20 protein-coding genes and 3 tRNA genes are annotated in these 17,672 nt (G+C 26.0%); 17 read left to right on the forward strand and 6 right to left on the reverse strand.

The annotated features are described in order from the left end of the window. The 3 genes from LPC13_RS15180 to LPC13_RS15190 all read left to right on the forward strand — a co-directional run bounded on the left by LPC13_RS15180 (position 1) and on the right by LPC13_RS15190 (position 247). Positions 1-76 (forward strand) — tRNA-Val (locus LPC13_RS15180). 6 nt (positions 77-82) lie between these two features. Beyond that, positions 83-159: transfer RNA gene (locus tag LPC13_RS15185), tRNA-Asp, on the forward strand. Positions 160-172: 13 nt separating this feature from the next. Continuing rightward, positions 173-247 (forward strand) — tRNA-Thr (locus LPC13_RS15190). Between the two features lie 169 nt (positions 248-416). On the opposite strand, the gene LPC13_RS15195 is transcribed toward LPC13_RS15190, so the two are convergent. Next, the gene (locus LPC13_RS15195; RefSeq protein WP_195245235.1) at positions 417-1,397 is read right to left on the reverse strand and encodes an ATP-binding protein; all 981 of its coding nucleotides are present in this window, start codon (positions 1,395-1,397) and stop codon (positions 417-419) included. Then, positions 1,390-2,388, reverse strand: coding sequence for a DnaD domain protein (locus LPC13_RS15200; RefSeq protein ID WP_040418950.1), 999 nt, complete (start codon positions 2,386-2,388; stop codon positions 1,390-1,392). Before LPC13_RS15200 ends, LPC13_RS15195 begins: the two co-directional genes overlap by 8 nt. Before the next feature lie 178 nt (positions 2,389-2,566). Here LPC13_RS15200 and LPC13_RS17125 point away from each other — a divergent pair, with 178 nt between their 5' ends. Next, a complete protein-coding gene (locus LPC13_RS17125; RefSeq protein WP_320414761.1) occupies positions 2,567-3,697 on the forward strand; it encodes a peptidoglycan DD-metalloendopeptidase family protein in 1,131 nt (376 codons plus the stop codon). 16 nt (positions 3,698-3,713) lie between these two features. Here the strand turns inward: LPC13_RS17125 and LPC13_RS15215 are convergent, their stop codons facing one another. The 3 genes from LPC13_RS15215 to LPC13_RS15225 all read right to left on the reverse strand — a co-directional run bounded on the left by LPC13_RS15215 (position 3,714) and on the right by LPC13_RS15225 (position 6,192). Beyond that, complete coding sequence (locus tag LPC13_RS15215) at positions 3,714-4,922, reverse strand: S8 family peptidase (protein WP_005211972.1); 1,209 nt, start codon at positions 4,920-4,922, stop codon at positions 3,714-3,716. Between the two features lie 109 nt (positions 4,923-5,031). Continuing rightward, a complete protein-coding gene (locus LPC13_RS15220; RefSeq protein WP_005211973.1) occupies positions 5,032-5,484 on the reverse strand; it encodes a dUTP diphosphatase in 453 nt (150 codons plus the stop codon). Positions 5,485-5,670: 186 nt separating this feature from the next. Then, positions 5,671-6,192: a hypothetical protein gene (locus LPC13_RS15225; protein ID WP_234088978.1), complete on the reverse strand. Its 522-nt coding sequence runs from the start codon at positions 6,190-6,192 to the stop codon at positions 5,671-5,673. A 289-nt stretch (positions 6,193-6,481) separates the two neighbouring features. Between LPC13_RS15225 and LPC13_RS15230 the strand changes: the two genes are divergently transcribed. The 11 genes from LPC13_RS15230 (at position 6,482) to LPC13_RS15280 (ending at position 15,476) form a co-directional block, all read left to right on the forward strand. Continuing rightward, positions 6,482-7,741 (forward strand): UDP-N-acetylglucosamine 1-carboxyvinyltransferase, encoded by a 1,260-nt coding sequence (locus LPC13_RS15230; protein WP_005211975.1) that lies wholly within the window; start codon positions 6,482-6,484, stop codon positions 7,739-7,741. A 17-nt stretch (positions 7,742-7,758) separates the two neighbouring features. Beyond that, positions 7,759-8,550 carry an MBL fold metallo-hydrolase gene (locus LPC13_RS15235; protein ID WP_040418954.1) on the forward strand — a complete coding sequence of 264 codons (792 nt, stop codon included), beginning with the start codon at positions 7,759-7,761 and terminating at the stop codon, positions 8,548-8,550. Positions 8,551-8,575: 25 nt separating this feature from the next. Continuing rightward, on the forward strand, positions 8,576-8,728 hold the full coding sequence (locus tag LPC13_RS15240) for a CxxH/CxxC protein (RefSeq protein ID WP_005211978.1): 153 nt from the start codon (positions 8,576-8,578) through the stop codon (positions 8,726-8,728). Positions 8,729-8,840: 112 nt separating this feature from the next. After that, positions 8,841-9,338: an SEC-C metal-binding domain-containing protein gene (locus tag LPC13_RS15245; RefSeq protein WP_005211983.1), complete on the forward strand. Its 498-nt coding sequence runs from the start codon at positions 8,841-8,843 to the stop codon at positions 9,336-9,338. A gap of 135 nt (positions 9,339-9,473) precedes the next feature. Beyond that, a complete protein-coding gene (locus tag LPC13_RS15250; protein ID WP_005211985.1) occupies positions 9,474-9,947 on the forward strand; it encodes an Hsp20 family protein in 474 nt (157 codons plus the stop codon). A 44-nt stretch (positions 9,948-9,991) separates the two neighbouring features. Then, positions 9,992-10,471, forward strand: coding sequence for a 23S rRNA (pseudouridine(1915)-N(3))-methyltransferase RlmH (gene rlmH, locus LPC13_RS15255; RefSeq protein ID WP_195245239.1), 480 nt, complete (start codon positions 9,992-9,994; stop codon positions 10,469-10,471). 276 nt (positions 10,472-10,747) lie between these two features. Continuing rightward, entirely contained in the window at positions 10,748-11,413 is a 666-nt protein-coding gene (locus LPC13_RS15260; protein WP_005211993.1) for a response regulator transcription factor, read from the forward strand. Beyond that, complete coding sequence (locus LPC13_RS15265; protein ID WP_008676060.1) at positions 11,413-12,855, forward strand: sensor histidine kinase; 1,443 nt, start codon at positions 11,413-11,415, stop codon at positions 12,853-12,855. The genes LPC13_RS15260 and LPC13_RS15265 overlap by 1 nt, the downstream gene beginning before the upstream one ends. Before the next feature lie 208 nt (positions 12,856-13,063). Beyond that, positions 13,064-14,422 (forward strand): ABC transporter permease family protein, encoded by a 1,359-nt coding sequence (locus tag LPC13_RS15270; RefSeq protein ID WP_005211998.1) that lies wholly within the window; start codon positions 13,064-13,066, stop codon positions 14,420-14,422. 11 nt (positions 14,423-14,433) lie between these two features. Further along, on the forward strand, positions 14,434-15,066 hold the full coding sequence (locus LPC13_RS15275) for an ABC transporter ATP-binding protein (RefSeq protein ID WP_005212002.1): 633 nt from the start codon (positions 14,434-14,436) through the stop codon (positions 15,064-15,066). 47 nt (positions 15,067-15,113) lie between these two features. Further along, positions 15,114-15,476: a hypothetical protein gene (locus tag LPC13_RS15280; protein ID WP_005212003.1), complete on the forward strand. Its 363-nt coding sequence runs from the start codon at positions 15,114-15,116 to the stop codon at positions 15,474-15,476. 402 nt (positions 15,477-15,878) lie between these two features. On the opposite strand, the gene LPC13_RS15285 is transcribed toward LPC13_RS15280, so the two are convergent. Further along, positions 15,879-16,217 (reverse strand): helix-turn-helix domain-containing protein, encoded by a 339-nt coding sequence (locus tag LPC13_RS15285; protein WP_005212005.1) that lies wholly within the window; start codon positions 16,215-16,217, stop codon positions 15,879-15,881. A 295-nt stretch (positions 16,218-16,512) separates the two neighbouring features. On the opposite strand from LPC13_RS15285, the gene LPC13_RS15290 reads away from it, so the two are divergent. Both LPC13_RS15290 and LPC13_RS15295 read left to right on the forward strand, forming a co-directional pair. Continuing rightward, on the forward strand, positions 16,513-16,704 hold the full coding sequence (locus LPC13_RS15290; RefSeq protein ID WP_005212007.1) for a helix-turn-helix domain-containing protein: 192 nt from the start codon (positions 16,513-16,515) through the stop codon (positions 16,702-16,704). 179 nt (positions 16,705-16,883) lie between these two features. Continuing rightward, entirely contained in the window at positions 16,884-17,225 is a 342-nt protein-coding gene (locus LPC13_RS15295) for a hypothetical protein (RefSeq protein ID WP_005212009.1), read from the forward strand. The last annotated feature ends 447 nt before the right edge of the window (positions 17,226-17,672 follow it).

Consider the following 17,672-nt stretch of genomic DNA (forward strand, 5'->3'; position numbering starts at 1 on the left):
GGAAGCATAGCTCAGCTGGGAGAGCATCTGCCTTACAAGCAGAGGGTCACAGGTTCGATCCCTGTTGTTTCCACCATCATACGGCTCAGTAGCTCAGTTGGTTAGAGTGCCGGCCTGTCACGCCGGAGGTCGAGGGTTCGAGCCCCTTCTGAGTCGCCACTTTAAATTATATGCTTCATTGGCTCAATGGCAGAGCAGCTGACTTGTAATCAGCAGGTTGTTGGTTCGACTCCGACATGAAGCTCCAAAAACTCCACAAAAGTGGAGTTTTTTTGTTTTATAAAAAAATTGAAGATATTTAATAAATAGAAATAATCACTTGAAATATAAAATAGTTAAAATAATAAACTATATATCTCAAGTGATTATTTCATTCATATATTTATAAATTGTAATTAAATTTTCGGTTAAATATTTTATTGTTGTCTTTTTAAGTTAAGTTGAATTCGTATATCTTCTGCAATAAATTTAAATAATTTAAATTCACCAATTATTCTTGAAGAAATTCTTTCGCTATATCTTTTTGAAATAAGAGGTAAACTTAAATTTGTTGAAATAATCATCTTTTTATTTTTTAATATTTTTTTATTAATTAATGTAAATAGCTCAGATGATGAAAAATCAGTTATTTGTTCGGAACCTAAATCGTCTATAATTAATAAATCACAATTTACAAGTAAATTTTCTAAGTCTGTATCATTATTGAATTTAACATCTTTTAAAGCTCTTAATAACTCATCAGCAGTTTTATATACAACTAAATGCCCTCTATCTAATAATTCTTTAGCTATACACCAAGATAGAAAAGTTTTACCTGTACCTGAATTACCATAAAATAAAAGATTGGTATTAATATTTTTAAAGTTAGGTAAATATTCACCAGTTACAAATTCTAAAATAGATTCTATATTTTTTCTAGGTGTATATTTTTCATCGTTTAGTTTATGATTTGGATATAAATTAATATTAAAAGTTCTAAAATTATTTCTTTTTACAGCTTCCTCTAATTCAGAATCTTTATAATACAATTTTATTAATCTAGTTTTAAAACAAGAGCATTTTTCAGTACCAATGAAACCTGTATCTTTACACTTTTGACAATGATAATGTAAATTTAAATAATCAGGTGAATATCCTCTAGCTACTAGCATCTCGTATTTTTGTGCTCTAAGATCTGTTATTTCATCTTTTAAGGCATCAAGCTCTTTAGGATCATTAATACCCTTTAAGGCAGCCATAGAAAGGTTTAAACAAAGTTTTTGTATAGAAATATCTACATCAATTATCTCAGGAAATTTTTCTTTTATTTCTTCACGTCTCTTTTTTAAGTTGCGGTTTTCTTCTGTACGGATTTTTTCATAAATATCCATTAGTTCTGCTTGGTATCCTTTAATCATCTTTATCCCATCCTAACAATTTCTTTTCTAAGGAGTCATAATCATATTCACGAGCTTCAAAATTATTAAATTTAAGTGCATTTACTTCTTGAGGTTTAGGTGAGGTAAAGTTTCTCTTAGCTTGGGTATTTTTATAATTGGCTTCTTTTTCTTCAATAGCAGATATAGTTTTTAGGTTACTTTTATTCCAACTTGATAAAATACCATCAATATATTTGAAATCTGCTCTATTTAATCTTTGGAAACAAATATTACAAGCTTTTTCTATTACCTCAAGAGGAAAAGCATAATCAACTATCCACTTTTCTAGCATTTCTTCTTGTGGTTTCATTAATTCAGGATTTTTAATTCCCAAGTAATTTAATATATGGCGAATTTTAATCCATTTATCTTCAGTTTTCTTTATATAATTTTGAGCATCTTCTATAGTTTGAATTTTCATATTATGCCATGCAATTGCAACTTTTTCAATATATCTATAGTCACTTTTGCCCTTAGAAACACAATATTCTAATAATATAAGTATGAGTTCTGACGAAAAATTAAATTCATCTTGCCAACCTAAATATGTTGTCATTTCTTTAGGGGATAGAGGTCTCCCTAAAAGTTTTTCAATATCATTAAGCATATCTTTAGTTGATGTTTTGTTTAAAGCTTCTAGTAAGTTAACTTCCTTATTTTTATTTTCGGAGTATTCTACTAAATCTACAAATTCAACACTGAAGTTACCCATTTTATCTAATGGTATAAGTTTAATTACACCTTCATCATTCCAATAATTTAGTGCATTTAATATATCAGATTCAAGTAGGTTTAAAGATGATGCTAGAACTCCAGAACTAGCACCCATTTCTCCAGAAGTATTATATTTAAGCATTAATAGATAAACTTTAACAAATTCTCCACGCGCTTTAGGCATATAATTTTCTATAAATATATTACTAACAGGAGTAAAGTTTAATGCTTTATTTTTTAGCATAAAAGTGCTCATAATTTCGCGACCTTTCTTAGAAGTAAGATTTTAAATCAATATTATCTAAAGCTAATTATAACAAAGGGATTATGAACCCTCAACATAACAATTAAATAATAAAGTGAATAATAAATTTTAAAAAAGGGAAAAGTAAGTGATGTGCTTTTTAAATAGCCAATAAGGAGGAAGTAAAATCATGGAGTCAAATGAACAGAATAATATAAGTGAAGGGGTGCAGATTATATTAAAATCAATAGCTCTAATACTTATATTTATCATGTTTATATCATTTAATATCTATAAATGTAAAAAAAATATTTTTTGCAATATGGGAAATAGTCAATTAGTGTTTAGTGAAATAAAAGAAAATGAAGAAAGTGTAGAAGAAAGTACAGCAGACGTATTTAAGGAAATCGCAAGTAATAAATTAAATATTAAAATTAATGGATATGAAGTAAGTTCAATAGATAGATTATTATTAGATAATAAATCTATAGATTTAAAATATTTAATCATAAAAGATATATGTTTAAACTATATTAAAGAGTTAGGCTTTAATATAGAAAATATTAGTGAAATAAACATTTTAGGAGAAATAGAAGATTTACCTTGTAGCTTAAATATAATAGATTTAAAACAAAATAAAGAAATTGCCAGGGAAATATATGAGGCAACATTAATTAATGAAAATTTATTAGACTTGCAAATAAAGGTTAATGTTGTAGAAAGAGAAGAAGTTGATGAAGATGTAGTTATAAAACAAGATGATAGTTTATATATAGGGCAAAATGAAGCAATTAAAGGAGAAAAAGGAGAATGTTTATTATATAAAGAAATTACATATGATGGCTTGGTAAAAAGTAATGAAAAAGTTGTTAGAGAGAGATTAATCAAATCGCCTGTTGATACAGTTATAAAAAAAGGAACTAAAAATCCATATTATGATGGAGTATCATTTTTATATAGACCAACTTCAGGTGGATATATGACATCAATATTTGGAGAAGAAAGAGTAAATTCTTATCATAAGGGAATAGATATAGCAAAAGATATGGGTGAGGATGTTATAGCAGCTTTTGATGGTGAAATAAAAAGTGCTGGATATAATGATGGTGGTTATGGAAATTTAATAATAATTGAGCATGAAGGGAATATGGAAACTTATTATGCTCATTTAAGTGAAATATATGTATCAGAAGGAGATATAGTAAAAAAGGGGGATATAATAGGGGCTATAGGTAGCACTGGATATAGTACAGGACCGCATCTGCATTTTGAGTTAAGAGTTAATGGAGAGCCCGTAAATCCAGAACCATATATAGAATAAACAATAAAAAAACACCTTAAGGGTGTTTTTCATTGTTTATTATTTTATTAATATTAATAACTCCGTTACCTTGTTGATTTTTTGGAATATCTAGTGGTGTTGAAGCAACTTTTAATAATGCGACAACATCATCAAATGATAGATCTTTATTATACTCAAATAATAGTGCACAAACACCAGCTACGTATGCAGCGGCTACAGACGTTCCAGTAAAACTTTTATAAGAAGTAGCAAGCTTAGGAACAAATACTTTAGAGTTACCTTTAAATGAAATATAAGAAGTATTACAGTTTAAAGAAACTACATCAACACAAGCAGCACAAAAATCTGGTTTTCTTGGTTTTTTCGTAGGACCACAAGATGAATAAGAATAGCTTTCAGGCTTAGATACAGTATTTATTCCAGATACAGTAATACAATTTTTACTTAAAGCAAGACCTATTATAGAACTATCAACATTTTCATTACTACCACTAGGTAAGATTGGAATTAAGGAGTTTGAGATTGCCTTCTTTAATAAGGTATCAAAAGCTATATAAATAAACTTATTATAGTTAAGAGATTCAAAAGGAAGGCATAAAACTTTTATATTAAAATCTTTACTAATAGAAATAAGATCTTCGATAGCAAATAAGACATCAGAAGCGTACCCCCGTCCTAGTTTATTAAAAGCTTTATAACAGTGAATAGTGGCTTCCTTTGCTAGACCACAATAAATTTTATTAGAAGATTCACCATTCCCACCAATTATTCCACAAGTACATGTACCATGTCCATTATCATCATATGGATAAGGCAATCCATTTATCAAATCAATGAAAGTTATTATTCTATTAGAAGGATAAGTTAAATCACGATGTGGATAAACGCCAGAGTCAATAACTCCTACACCAATGCCTTTTCCAGAGATGTTCAATTTGTTTGAAATTCTAATTTTATTGGCAGTAGGGATACTCATTCCACAAAGTGAAAAATACTCATCTAGACAAATAAACTCTATTTCAGGATACTCTATTAATCTATAGATTGATTTTGAATTAAGCTTAGCACATATAATATTGCAAGATTCAATTTTTCTAATGATTTGGCCTTTATATGAGGATATTTTTTTTGAGATAGAATCTTGTAATGTCTTATATTTTATTAAAACACGATAATACTCTATGTCATTGTTATTTAGGATATCCCTTAGATTAGTATCAAGTTTTTTACTTAAAGAGAACATAAAAAACTCCTAAAATTATTCACATTACTATAGTATAAAATTTATATCCTTTTTGTTAATACATATAAATCAATTAATTTTATAAAAAAAAAAGCCACTAGGGCTTTAATTAATATACGAATGAGTTAAAAATTTCTTCTTCTGAGTAGCCTAATGTAATTCCAAGGCTTAAAACATCTTCTAAAAGAGTGAAGAAGTGGTCAACAGAAGGTGAAATTATTAAATCGTTTATGTCTATATATAAATTTAAGAATTGATCGCTTAAGCAATAATCATTTGGTCTAAGTGTAATATCGTAGCTATCTATATAGTGTTTATCTAGTCCTAAATTGATAATGTGAGTTAAAAAATCAGTATATTTTACAAATATAAGTTCTTTATTTAAATTTAAACCATCATCTATCCAGTATTTATAGCACTTTGTCTCTTCGGCTAGTGAGCTTAACTTTACTTGTAACTCAAGGTGTTTTCTAGCCCAAAGTTTATATTGAGATAATTCTTGATTGATAAGTATCTCCCTTTTTCTCTCTCTTTGCAGTTCCACAATAGATAAAATATTCATAAATGTCCTCCTCATTTACTAGGATCAATATAATATATTTTACAGAATTTATTAATTCTTGAAAAGTGTCGTAAACGAATACAAAAAAATAAAGTTTATATTTTTTTTTACAGCATTAAACAAAAAAGAACATAACTTCTATTAGTTATGTTCTTTTTATATAATATTTCTTTTAATTTATAGCTACTAAATAGTTTTTAGTGGGTATGTTTGAATTAAGGTTTCTCTTCGATTATTTGAAATCTTCCATAATTCTAATCTATTTACCTTTAGTGTAGATAAATTTGTCTTAAATTCAGAATCAGTCTTTTTGTTATCTTTATTAATATAATTAATATTAGCAAGGGCTAAGTGAATATCATCATTAATATTTTTTACATTAAATCCATATAATTTAAGGTTCTCATTAATTAATCTATTTAATCTTTTAATATAACCAATTTCTTCAACTTTTAAATTAAGAGTTTTATTTGTTTCGCAAAGTGTTACTGTTGAAGATAATTCAACTTTGAAATGCTTATATGGTTTTAAGATTTTATCCATAACTGAATTAAGTTTATCAATATTAGGATTTTCTACAACTTCTAGTGGTATATATGGTATCGGTGAATTTCTATTAGCTCTATATTTTTTTGATAGAGTCCGTTGTACAGGACTTAAGTTTTTATAAGATACATCATCAAATAATGCAACTAAATAGTATTTCATATTATAACCTCACAAGTTAAAATTTGTATAACAATGTTATATTAAATTATATCACAAATAAAATAGAATTGACAATTTGTATATAGGCGAGATAATAGCTAAAAGTATTAAAAATAAGGGCTTTTGGAAGAAAAAACCCTATTAACTCCTATATACTTTATGTTATAATAAATAATGTTGACTTAAAAATCTATGTAAAAATAAGCAAATAACTTATTTAAGAAAAAATTGGATAAATTTTATATTTAAGGATAGATTAATATATATAAATTTAGGTAGGGTGAATAGGATGGAAACATTAATTATTAATGGAGGCAAAGCATTGCAGGGATCTGTAGAAATAAATGGTGCCAAAAATGCTGCAGTTGCAATTTTACCAGCTGCAATCTTAGCTAGTGAAGGAAAATGTGTTATTGATAATATACCTGATATAGAGGATGTACATTGTTTAGAAAGAATTTTATCAAGTTTAGGTTGTAATGTACATAAGGTAAATAATAATACTTTAGAAATTGATGCAACAGATATTACAACTGTAGATGCATGTAATGAAGATGTAAGAAGAATGAGAGCTTCATACTATTTTATAGGTGCATTATTAACAAGATTCAAAAAAGCAAAAGTAGAACTTCCTGGTGGATGTCCAATAGGGGCAAGACCTATAGACCAACATATAAAAGGTTTTGAAGCTTTAGGAGCAAAGGTAACAATAGAACATGGTGCAGTAAATGTTGAAGCAGAGAATTTACATGCAGCAAATATATTCTTTGATGTAGTTTCTGTAGGAGCTACTATAAATGTTATGATTGCCGCAACAATGGCTGAAGGGACAACTATATTAGAAAATGTAGCTAAAGAACCTCATGTTGTTGATGTAGCTAATTTCTTAAATTCTATGGGTGCAGATGTTAAAGGTGCAGGTACTGATGTAATAAGAGTAAAAGGTGTTAAGAAATTAGTAGGATGCAATTATAGTGTTATACCTGACCAAATTGAAGCAGGTACATTTATGATAGCTGCAGCAGCTACAAAAGGTGATATAACTATAAAGAATGTAATACCAAAGCATTTAGAGTCTATTTCAGCAAAACTTATGGAAATGGGTGCTATCGTTGAAGAAGGTGATGATAGTATAAGAGTAACTGTTGATCAACCACTAAAAGGAGTAAGTGTTAAAACAGCTCCATATCCAGGATTCCCAACAGATGTACAACAACCAATGTCTACGTTATTAAGTATTACAAATGGAAGAAGCTTAATTGCTGAAAGTATTTGGGAAAATAGACATAAGCATACTGATGAATTAAAGAAAATGGGCGCTGTTATAAAAGTAGAAGGTAGAACGGCTATAATAGATGGTGTTCAAAATTTAAAGGGTGCTAAAGTTGTGGCAACAGATTTAAGAGCAGGAGCAGCAATGGTTATTGCTGGATTAGTTGCTCATGGAGAAACTGAAATACGTGATATAGGGCATATAGATAGAGGATATCCTCATATAGAAGATAAATTTAGAGCATTAGGTGCAGATATAAGAAGAGAATTAAGATAAACTTGGGGGAAAAACAAATGAAATTTTGCTCATTATATAGTGGAAGTAGTGGAAATAGTATTTTTATAGGTTCGGATAATGCAAAAATATTAATTGATGCAGGTCTACCAGGTAAAAAAATAGATGAAGCTTTAAAATGTATAGGGCAAAATCCAAATGAGATTGATGGAATTTTTATAACTCATGAACATATAGACCATATTAAAGGGGTAGGGGTTTTATCACGAAAATATGATATTCCTATATATGCTCCACATGATACTTGGGTTGCAATGACAAATAATATTGGTAAGATAAAAGAACACAATATAAAAATAATGGATAGAAGATCTACTGTATCTATAAAGGATATTGAGGTAAAATCATTTATCATTCCTCATGATGCAGCTTCACCAGTTGGATATACTATTAATTTAGGTAATAAAAGAGCAAGTGTAGCAACTGATTTTGGTACATTTACTAAAGAAATAGAAGACAATATAAAAGAATCTGATATAATATTAATTGAAAGTAATTATAATCCACAAATGCTTGATTTTGGACCATACCCTTATTCTTTAAAACAAAGAATAAAAGATGTACATGGACACTTATCAAATGAAGATTGTGGAGAAGCTATTGTTAAGATACTAAAAAGCGGTCTTGGGAAAAGTATTATGCTAGGGCATCTAAGTAATACTAATAATACTCCAGAGTTAGCTGAACTAACAGTTAGAGATATTTTAACTAATAATAATATTAATATTGGATCAGATGTGTTTTTAAGTATGGCTAATAGACACAATCCAAGTAAAATTATTACTTTATAGTATTAATGATTAGAAGGTGATTAATATGGAAATTAAATATGCTTGTGAAGAACATATTGATGAAGCAATGGATGAAATTATAAATGAAAAAGAAACTTTTCCCGTTATTAATGAAATGACAGAAAAAAAATGTGACTATTGCGATAAAAAAAGCAAATATGAAGTAAAAATGATATAATTTATTATGTATTGAAAAATATACGTAAAATTTAGTATAATTTTGTATAAGTACAAAGAGAGAATTTGATATAAGTTTTATAAGTACAAAGAGAGAAAGAGGAGAGATTAAAATGAGTTTATACAAACAATGGACAGATATGGTCGTAGAATACGTTAAGACAAAAGGGGAAGCAGCATTCTGGAATGAATATACTAAAGTTGAAACTGCTATATACAGAGATTTATTAGCTAATAGCAAAGAAACTTTAAAAATGACAATTGCTGATTTTGCAAAGAAATATGAAACATCAGAAGAATTTGCAATGGGATTTGTTGATGGAATAAATGATAGTTTAAATAATTCATACGATTTAGAAGCTTTAGAAGCTAGTGATGAAATTGTATTAGATATAAATTTAGAAAAGTTATACTTCAATATGTTAGAAGCTAAGGCTGAATACTTATATACATTACCACAATGGGATGGAATATTCTCACCAGAAAAGAGAAAAGAAATTCAAAAGGCATATAGAGAATCAACTATCGTAAGAAATGAAAATAAAGTTGGTAGAAACGATGCTTGTCCATGCGGAAGTGGAAAGAAATATAAAAAGTGCTGTGGAAAATAATTATATTTAAAAAAGAGCTTTGAAATCAAGGCTCTTTTTATTTGGAAAAATAAATATATAATTCTATTTTAGTGTCAAAACAAAAGAAAAATAAATAGATTATAGTAGTTATAACTATTATAATGGAGGCGCTATATGTTTAATATATTTCCATATGTATTTTCAGGAACTTTTAATTTAATATCAGATGGCTTAAATATGATTGATAATATAATTGATAATGTTATTAATAGTGAGTTTATGGATAACCTAGTAGATAATATAGAGAATATGTCTGCGATTAATGTGAACTTTAAAGAGCATAAAAGAGCATATACAATCGAATGTTATTTACCAGGAGTAAATAAAGAAAATATAGATATAGATTATGAAAATAATTATATTACACTCAAAATAAAGAGAAATATGTTTTATACTAACAATAAAAATGTAGCAATGGCAGTAATTCAACCAGGTGGGGATATAGAAGAGGATTATTATGTAGAAAATATTGATTCTAATAATATAAAAGCTTCATTTAAGGATAATATGCTAAGAGTTCTCATTCCTAAAAACACTTATATAAGCAAAGATACAGCTATTGTTGAAGTTAATGATTATATAGATTAGTAGTAGAAATAAATTTAATGACATATAACATAGGAGGAAGAGTAATGAATATAACCGTTATTTCAGTTGGTAAATTAAAAGAAAAGTATTTGAAGCAAGCAATAGATGAGTATTCAAAGAGATTAACACGATATTGCAAAATAGACATTATTGAATTGCCAGATGAAAAAACTCCAGATAATGCATCTGAAAAAGAAGAGCTTCAAATTAAAGATAAAGAAGGCCAGCTTATATTATCTAAAATAAAAGATAATATGTTTGTTGTTGCAATGGATTTAAATGCAAAGCAAATGACCTCAGAGGAGTTCTCAAAGTTTATTGAGACTCAAGGGGTTATGGGTAACTCTAACATAACTTTTGTTATAGGAGGCAGCTTAGGATTATCTCAAGCAGTTATAAAAAGAGCAAATTATAAAGTATGTTTTTCTAAAATGACATTTCCACATCAACTGTTTAGAGTTATGTTATTAGAACAAGTTTATAGAGCTTTTAGAATAATGAAAAATGAACCGTACCATAAGTAAGTGAGGTTTTTACTGAAATTAGGTTAATAAATAAGGGAATTTGAGAAGGAGAGGGTTGAGAATATTATCATTTAAGTAAGCCTTTATATATAGAACTTTAGTGATAAATTATATGTGGAATTGGTATATAAATAATATTATTAATTTAATGTTAAGAGTGTTAATTTATGAAATTAGCACTTTTATATTTATAATATAATTGAAACTTTATGTTATTATGTATTTATAAAATAAATTCATTTTGATATATATTATATAAAATGGAGGAAAATATAAATGAAAATTAATATATTAATTGTTGAAGATGAAAAAGAAATAAGGGAAGGCGTAAGTGAATATCTAGCAGAGGTTGGATATAGCGTTATAAGTGCAGAAGATGGAATGCAAGCAATAGAATTATTTAAGAATAATAAAATTGATTTAGTAATTTTAGATATAATGCTTCCAAAGGCTAACGGATTTGTTGTTTTAAATAAAATTAGACAAGAAAGCAATGTTCCAGTAATTATGTTAACAGCAATGAGTGATGATTATACCCAAATTATGAGTTTTGATGAAGAGGCAGATGATTATATTACAAAGCCATTTTCAATAATAGTTTTACATAAAAGAATAGAAGCACTTCTTAGAAGAGGAGTAAAAGTTAGTGAAAATAAAAAGTGGTGTTATGGAGATATAGAAATTGATTTTGAAGGATATTCAGCAAGAAAGAATGGCGAAAATATTGATTTAAAACCTAAGGAAATAAAATTAATAGAGTTATTATTAAAGTATGAGGGAAAGGTTTTAACAAGAGCACAAATCTTAGATAATTTATGGAGGATTGAAGAAGCACCAAATGATAGGGTTATTGATGTATATATTAAAAATATAAGAAAAAAGTTGTTATTAGATTGTATAGTAACAGTTAAGGGAATTGGATATAAATTTGAGGAGCAATGATGAATAAGTTAAAGCTATTTTCAAAAACATATATATTTACCATGGGGATAATAAGTGTAATAATTTTAATTTCAAATGTTTTAATTTATTTAGCATTACCCAAGGTATATGTGAATAATAAACAAAAGGAAGCTGATAAAATTATTGAAGATTTAATTGAACAAGTAAATAAATCTGATAATAAGGAATCATTTAAGATAGCAAAGAATTTTGCTGAAAAATATAATATTCAAGTTTTACTTACTATAGGAGATGAAAAAAGGGTATTTCAAGGTTTGCACAAAGTAGATATATATGTTAATGAAGAGGAAATTACAGAAAACTCTTTAATAATTCCTAATTTAAGTGGTGAAAATATTATAGAAAGTTTTGATGATGAAAATGGAGAAATATTCGGTCAATATATTAATATAAATAATTTATCAATAATAAAAAGTAGGGACTTTAAAAAAAGTAATGATGTAAATGGAAGTGCTAAAATAGTAATGGATTTAGAATCATTCACAGAAACAAGAGATATTATATTAAAAATACTTCCATATTCTATTTTTATAAGCTTGCTTATAGCACTTATTGCATCATATATATATGCAAGAAAAATTACAACTCCAATAAAAGAAATTTGTGATGTTACAAAAAAAATGGAGAATTTAAATAAAGAAGCCTTTTGTGAGGTAAAAACTGAAGATGAAATAGGAATATTAGCAGCTAATGTAAATAGTTTATATGAAAATTTATTAAATACAATTGTATCATTGGAAGAGGAAATAAAAAATGTAAGTGAATCTGAAAAAATTAAGGTGGATTTTTTAAGAAGCGCATCACATGAGCTTAAGACACCACTAATGAGTATGTATATAATGATTGAAAATATGCTATATGATATAGGAAAATATAAAAATCATTATATATATTTAGAAAAATGTAAGGATATAGTTAGTGAATTAAGTAAAATGGTTCAGGAAATTTTAGATACTTCAAAACTTAATATAATAAATAATAAAAATGAAAGTGTATTAGATTTAGGTAGTTTAGTTCAAAAGAACATAGAACCATATAAATTAATAGCTAAGTCAAAGAAAATTAATATTAAAATGAATTTAAAAGAGTCTTTTAATATTAAAGTAGATGAAAAATTATTTACTAAAGCAATTTCTAATATTATTTCTAATGCAGTAAATTATACTGATGAAGGAAAGGAAATAAGAATATATATAAAAGATAAAAAACTTATTATAGAAAATGATTGTAAGCCAATTTCAGAAGAACATTTAGCACATATTTTTGAGGCATTTTATAGAGTTGATTTTGATAGAAATAAGAGTAGTGGGGGGAATGGGTTAGGATTATACATAGTTCAACAAATTTTAAAAATGTATAATTTAGATTATTCTTTTAAATCAATATTAACTGGAATGAGTTTTGAAGTTGATTTTAATTAAATATTTGAAATTTGTTCATGTTTAATAAAAAATAAAATAGTTGAAAAATAACGGGTATTAGATTAATAATATCCTTATTTTTTTATAAAAAATAATTTAATTAATACGATTCTTAATGAATTTTATAAACTTAATTTTTAAATTTCATAAATATTTCATATTAGGTTGATAGAATGTACTCAAGTTAATAAACAAGGAGGACATAAATATGAATGTATTTAAGAGATCAATATTATATATAACAAGAAAAAAAATAAAAAGTATTATTATGTTATTTATATTATTTGGAATAGCAACGGCAGTTTTAAGTGGAATTTCAATTAAAAAGGCAGCAAATATAGCAAGACAAGATTCAAATAAGGATATGGCAAATACTTTTGAATTACAAGCTAATTTTGCGGGTAATTTTGAAGGAACAATTCCAGAAAATTTAATTGATAAGGTTTCAAAGGTAGAAGGTGTTAAGAATTATGATGCAGCAATTCAAGGAGCTGGTTTAGATTTAGAAAATGTAAATTATATAAAACCTGAAAAAAATGTAGTTCAATATAATGATGATTATAAATATGAAAAACTTTTTTCTGTAGAAGCACATAAAAGTTCAGAATATGATATTAAGTTTATAAGTAAATCATTAAAGCTGATTGATGGTAGACATATTGTTGCTACTGATAAAAACAAGGTATTAATTCATAAGGATTTAGCAGAAGCAAATAATTTAAAAGTTGGAGATACTATAAAAGCAACAAAGAGTGCTGGAGATTTTAATGCATCAACTTTATCTAAAAGTGATTATGACCTTGAAATTGTAGGTATTTTTGAAAGTGAAAATACTGAAAGAGCTGGACATAAATTAGAAATGCCAGAAAATCTTTTAATTACTGATGTAGATACTATTAAAACTTTATATGGATATTCAGATGGAAATGTAAAATATACAAATGCTACTTTCAATACAGATACTGATGTAGATAAAGTAACATCAAAATTTAAAGATATTCCTACTGATTGGAATAAGTATACAATAGTAAAAAGTGAAGATACATTTTTAGCTTTATCTAAGTCTTTTGATTCTTTAGATAAGATTATAAATATGGTTTTAATTGGAGCAATAATAGCTGGAGTAATAATACTTTCATTAGTGTTAGCATTTTGGATTCAAGGAAGAGTTCATGAAACCGGTATATTACTTTCAATAGGAGTTTCAAAGTTTAATATTATTTCTCAATATATAATTGAATTATTACTTATAAGTATATTAGCTTTTGGAGGATCATATTTCTCAAGTAAGGTAATTTCACAAAATATAGGAAATACAATAGTTGCACAAGCAGGTAAGCAAGCGGTTCAAGACGTTCAAAGTGGATTTGGAGGATTTTCATTAGGAAATGATGTTAATAGTTCTTTAGCAACTCGTACAGTAGATGAAATAGATGTAAAAGTAGAGGTTGAAGAATTAATTTATGTATATGTTATAGGAACAGTTATTATCATACTTTCAGTAATGGCATCATCAGCATCAATAATTAGATTAAAACCAAAAGAAATATTATCCAAAATGAGCTAGGAGGAAAATAAATGTCAATTTTAGCATTAAATAAAGTTAATTATTCATATAAAAATGGAAAAAAAGTTTTAAATGATATAAGCATGGAATTTGAAGAAGGAAAACTTTACGCTATTTTAGGGGCTTCGGGTTCAGGAAAATCAACGTTATTATCACTATTGGCTGGATTAGATGAACCTAGAAATGGCGAAATATTATATAATAATCAAAATATAAAAGTAAAGGGATATGAGAATCATAGAAAAAGCAATATTTCATTAATATTTCAAAATTATAATTTAATTGATTATATGACACCTTTAGAAAATTTAAAAATAGTTAATCCCAAGGTGAATAAGAAAATATTAAACAATTTAGGGTTAGCTGATGATGAAATTAATAGAAACGTATTACAACTATCAGGGGGACAGCAACAGCGTGTTGCCATTGCAAGAACACTTGTTACAGATTCACCAGTAATATTAGCAGATGAGCCAACGGGGAATTTAGATAGTGATACAGCTGATGAAATTATAGAAATATTAAAAACAAGTGCACATAAACATGGAAAGTGTGTAATAGTGGTTACTCATAGTAAGGAATTAGCTAAAAAAGTAGATGTTGTACTTGTTCTAAAAAATAAAAAACTAACACAGATTAATTAATAAAAATTATATTATTAACAATAAGTTTTTAGAAGGAATAATTAAGTATGAAAGTAAAACATTTTAAAGATGCAAATTTAATAAGTAAAGTACTATATGTTATTTCAATAATTATATTAGCATATACATTATTAACTATATATAATTCACATGTATATATATTATCACTTGTAGCATCAGGTAAGATTGTGGTAAGTAAAAGTATATTAGTGGTAATAACATATTACATTAATTCATCATTACCGTATGCATTTTATTCAATAGCAACATTTTCTATGGGATATATTATCAATGAATTAAATGTTAAAAGGGAAGTAGAAAAAGATATAAAAACTGATTTAGAAGACTTTAATAAATTAAATGAAGATGATAATGAATTAGAAGAATTAATAGAATATTTAAAAGATTAACTAGCTGTTAAGGATTAATTTAGAAAACTCTTGATATTCACTTGAGAAAGTTATTATGATGTTAGGGTAATGGGCAAGATGGTAAGGGATAACAAGCAATTGGATATAAAGTAAGTTTTGAGAAGGAGTATCAGTTAAGGGTGCTCCTTCTTCTTTTAGGTTAAGAAGTTTTGGAGCAACTATGTTGAATTTGAACATTACTATATAGAATAATATGGGGATGTAGCTCATAATTAAATTATAATTTTAAAAGTATATTAGAAAAGGAGAAAAGTAATGAGCAAGTTTACAACCTCACTTAACACCGATACGGAGAACCGTATCATAAATAAAAAAATACCTTTTATAATAAAAATTTTATTATAAAAGGTATTTTTTTATTTTGGTATTTAAATTTTTAGATTATTTTTTTGAATCTCTAATAGATTTTTTTGCTTTTAAGTAATAAAAAAGCTCAATTTTATCTTCATTATCCCAATCTTCAAATTCAAGCAAAATAGGTATTAGCTCAGAAAAATCAATTGATTCATATGGAGTAGGGGAAGTTGAATCTTCTAATAAGTGATACATTGGTATGTTTAATGCTTTTGATAATATTTTTAAATTACTAATAGAAGGATTACTTCTATCATGTTCAATGTCACTTAAAAAAGATATTGATAAATTTGTTAAAGTGGATAATTCTTTTAGACTTAATCCGTTACATTTTCTAAAATGTTTCAATTTCTTTCCTAAATTCATAAAACACCTCATCTAAAATACGTTATTTACGTATTTTTCATATTAGATTATAAATGAAATGTTTAAGAAAGTAAATAAATGATAAATAATACTTTTAAAAAGTTAATAATTTATAATAATGTTTTTTTTTATAAATTAAATAAATAATAAATAATAAATTAAAAAATTAAATAAATAACAAATAATAAATTAAAAAATTAAATAAATGATAAAAAGATACTTTAATAAAGTAAAAAAAACCAAAAAACTTGATTTTTTACTTTTTTAACGTAGAATATTATTTGGAGGTGAAATTTTGAAGCTTGGACGTAAAATTAGAGATATTAGAGTTAGTAAAAATATGACTCAAAAGAAATTAGCTGAATCAGCAGGTATATCTAATACATATTTATCTGATATTGAAAGAATGCGAACTAGCCCATCAATAAAGACACTAGAGAATATAGCAAACTCGCTTGGTAAAAATATAAAAGAATTCTTAGATTAGATTTTTATGTATAAGTAAATATTAAAAAATACGTTAAACTATTATTAAAATTATTTGTTAGTTTAACTAAAACATAAGAATAAGTATAAAACTTAATTAACAAATGATAAATTAGATTATTTAAATGGTATATGAAAAAATATTAGACAATTCATAAAAATATTTTTTATTTGCGAGGAGTGAAGCATATAATTTATATAATTTATATTGAAGATGATTTGCAGAAAAAGAAAAATATTTATTATAGTGAAGATAAAGAAGAAGCTGATTTAAAATTTAATACTTTATTAAATATATGTATTATGAAAGCACGTGAAAGTATTTCTATAAGAGGAAATGATTGTATTTCGAAAAATGATGATTTTAAATTAATATCTTTAAGTAATAAAGAAAAAATATTGATTAGATCAAAGGATTTCGTAGTATATGTAAATGAAAAAGGAAAAATTGTAGGAGCTATTTCATTTATAAATAATTTTAACCATACATATAATGAAAGAGTTATTATGGAAATAATCTAAAAAATAGATTAATAGAAAATATATACTATCGACATTAAACTTATAATATTTTTATTTTATAAATTAAATTAATTTTAATAATATTATAATAAACAAATCTAATGTTAAACAGGACTAAAAATATGTTTATTAAACAAAGTAAGGTACTGTTTTTACTCATAAATATCATATCCGTGCAATTTAAACACTATCATAATAGTATATCAAATTATTTTTTTATTTAATTATTAAAAACAATAGAACAATATATTACAATATCGTTTCCTATAAAAATAGAATTTTTAAGAAATATATTGGTAAAGTAATAAAAAGAATCTTTACTAGATATGTTATTGAGCGTATGTGAATGAATTATTTTATAAGTTAATTATGGTCTTATGTCAATATTTTGGACACAAAAAGTCAAACTTTTTTATGCTGCACTTCTAGCTAATAATTCACATTGAT

The sequence above is a fragment of the Clostridium celatum genome (assembly GCF_021412605.1).
GTDB classification, from domain to species: Bacteria; Bacillota; Clostridia; order Clostridiales; family Clostridiaceae; genus Clostridium; species Clostridium celatum.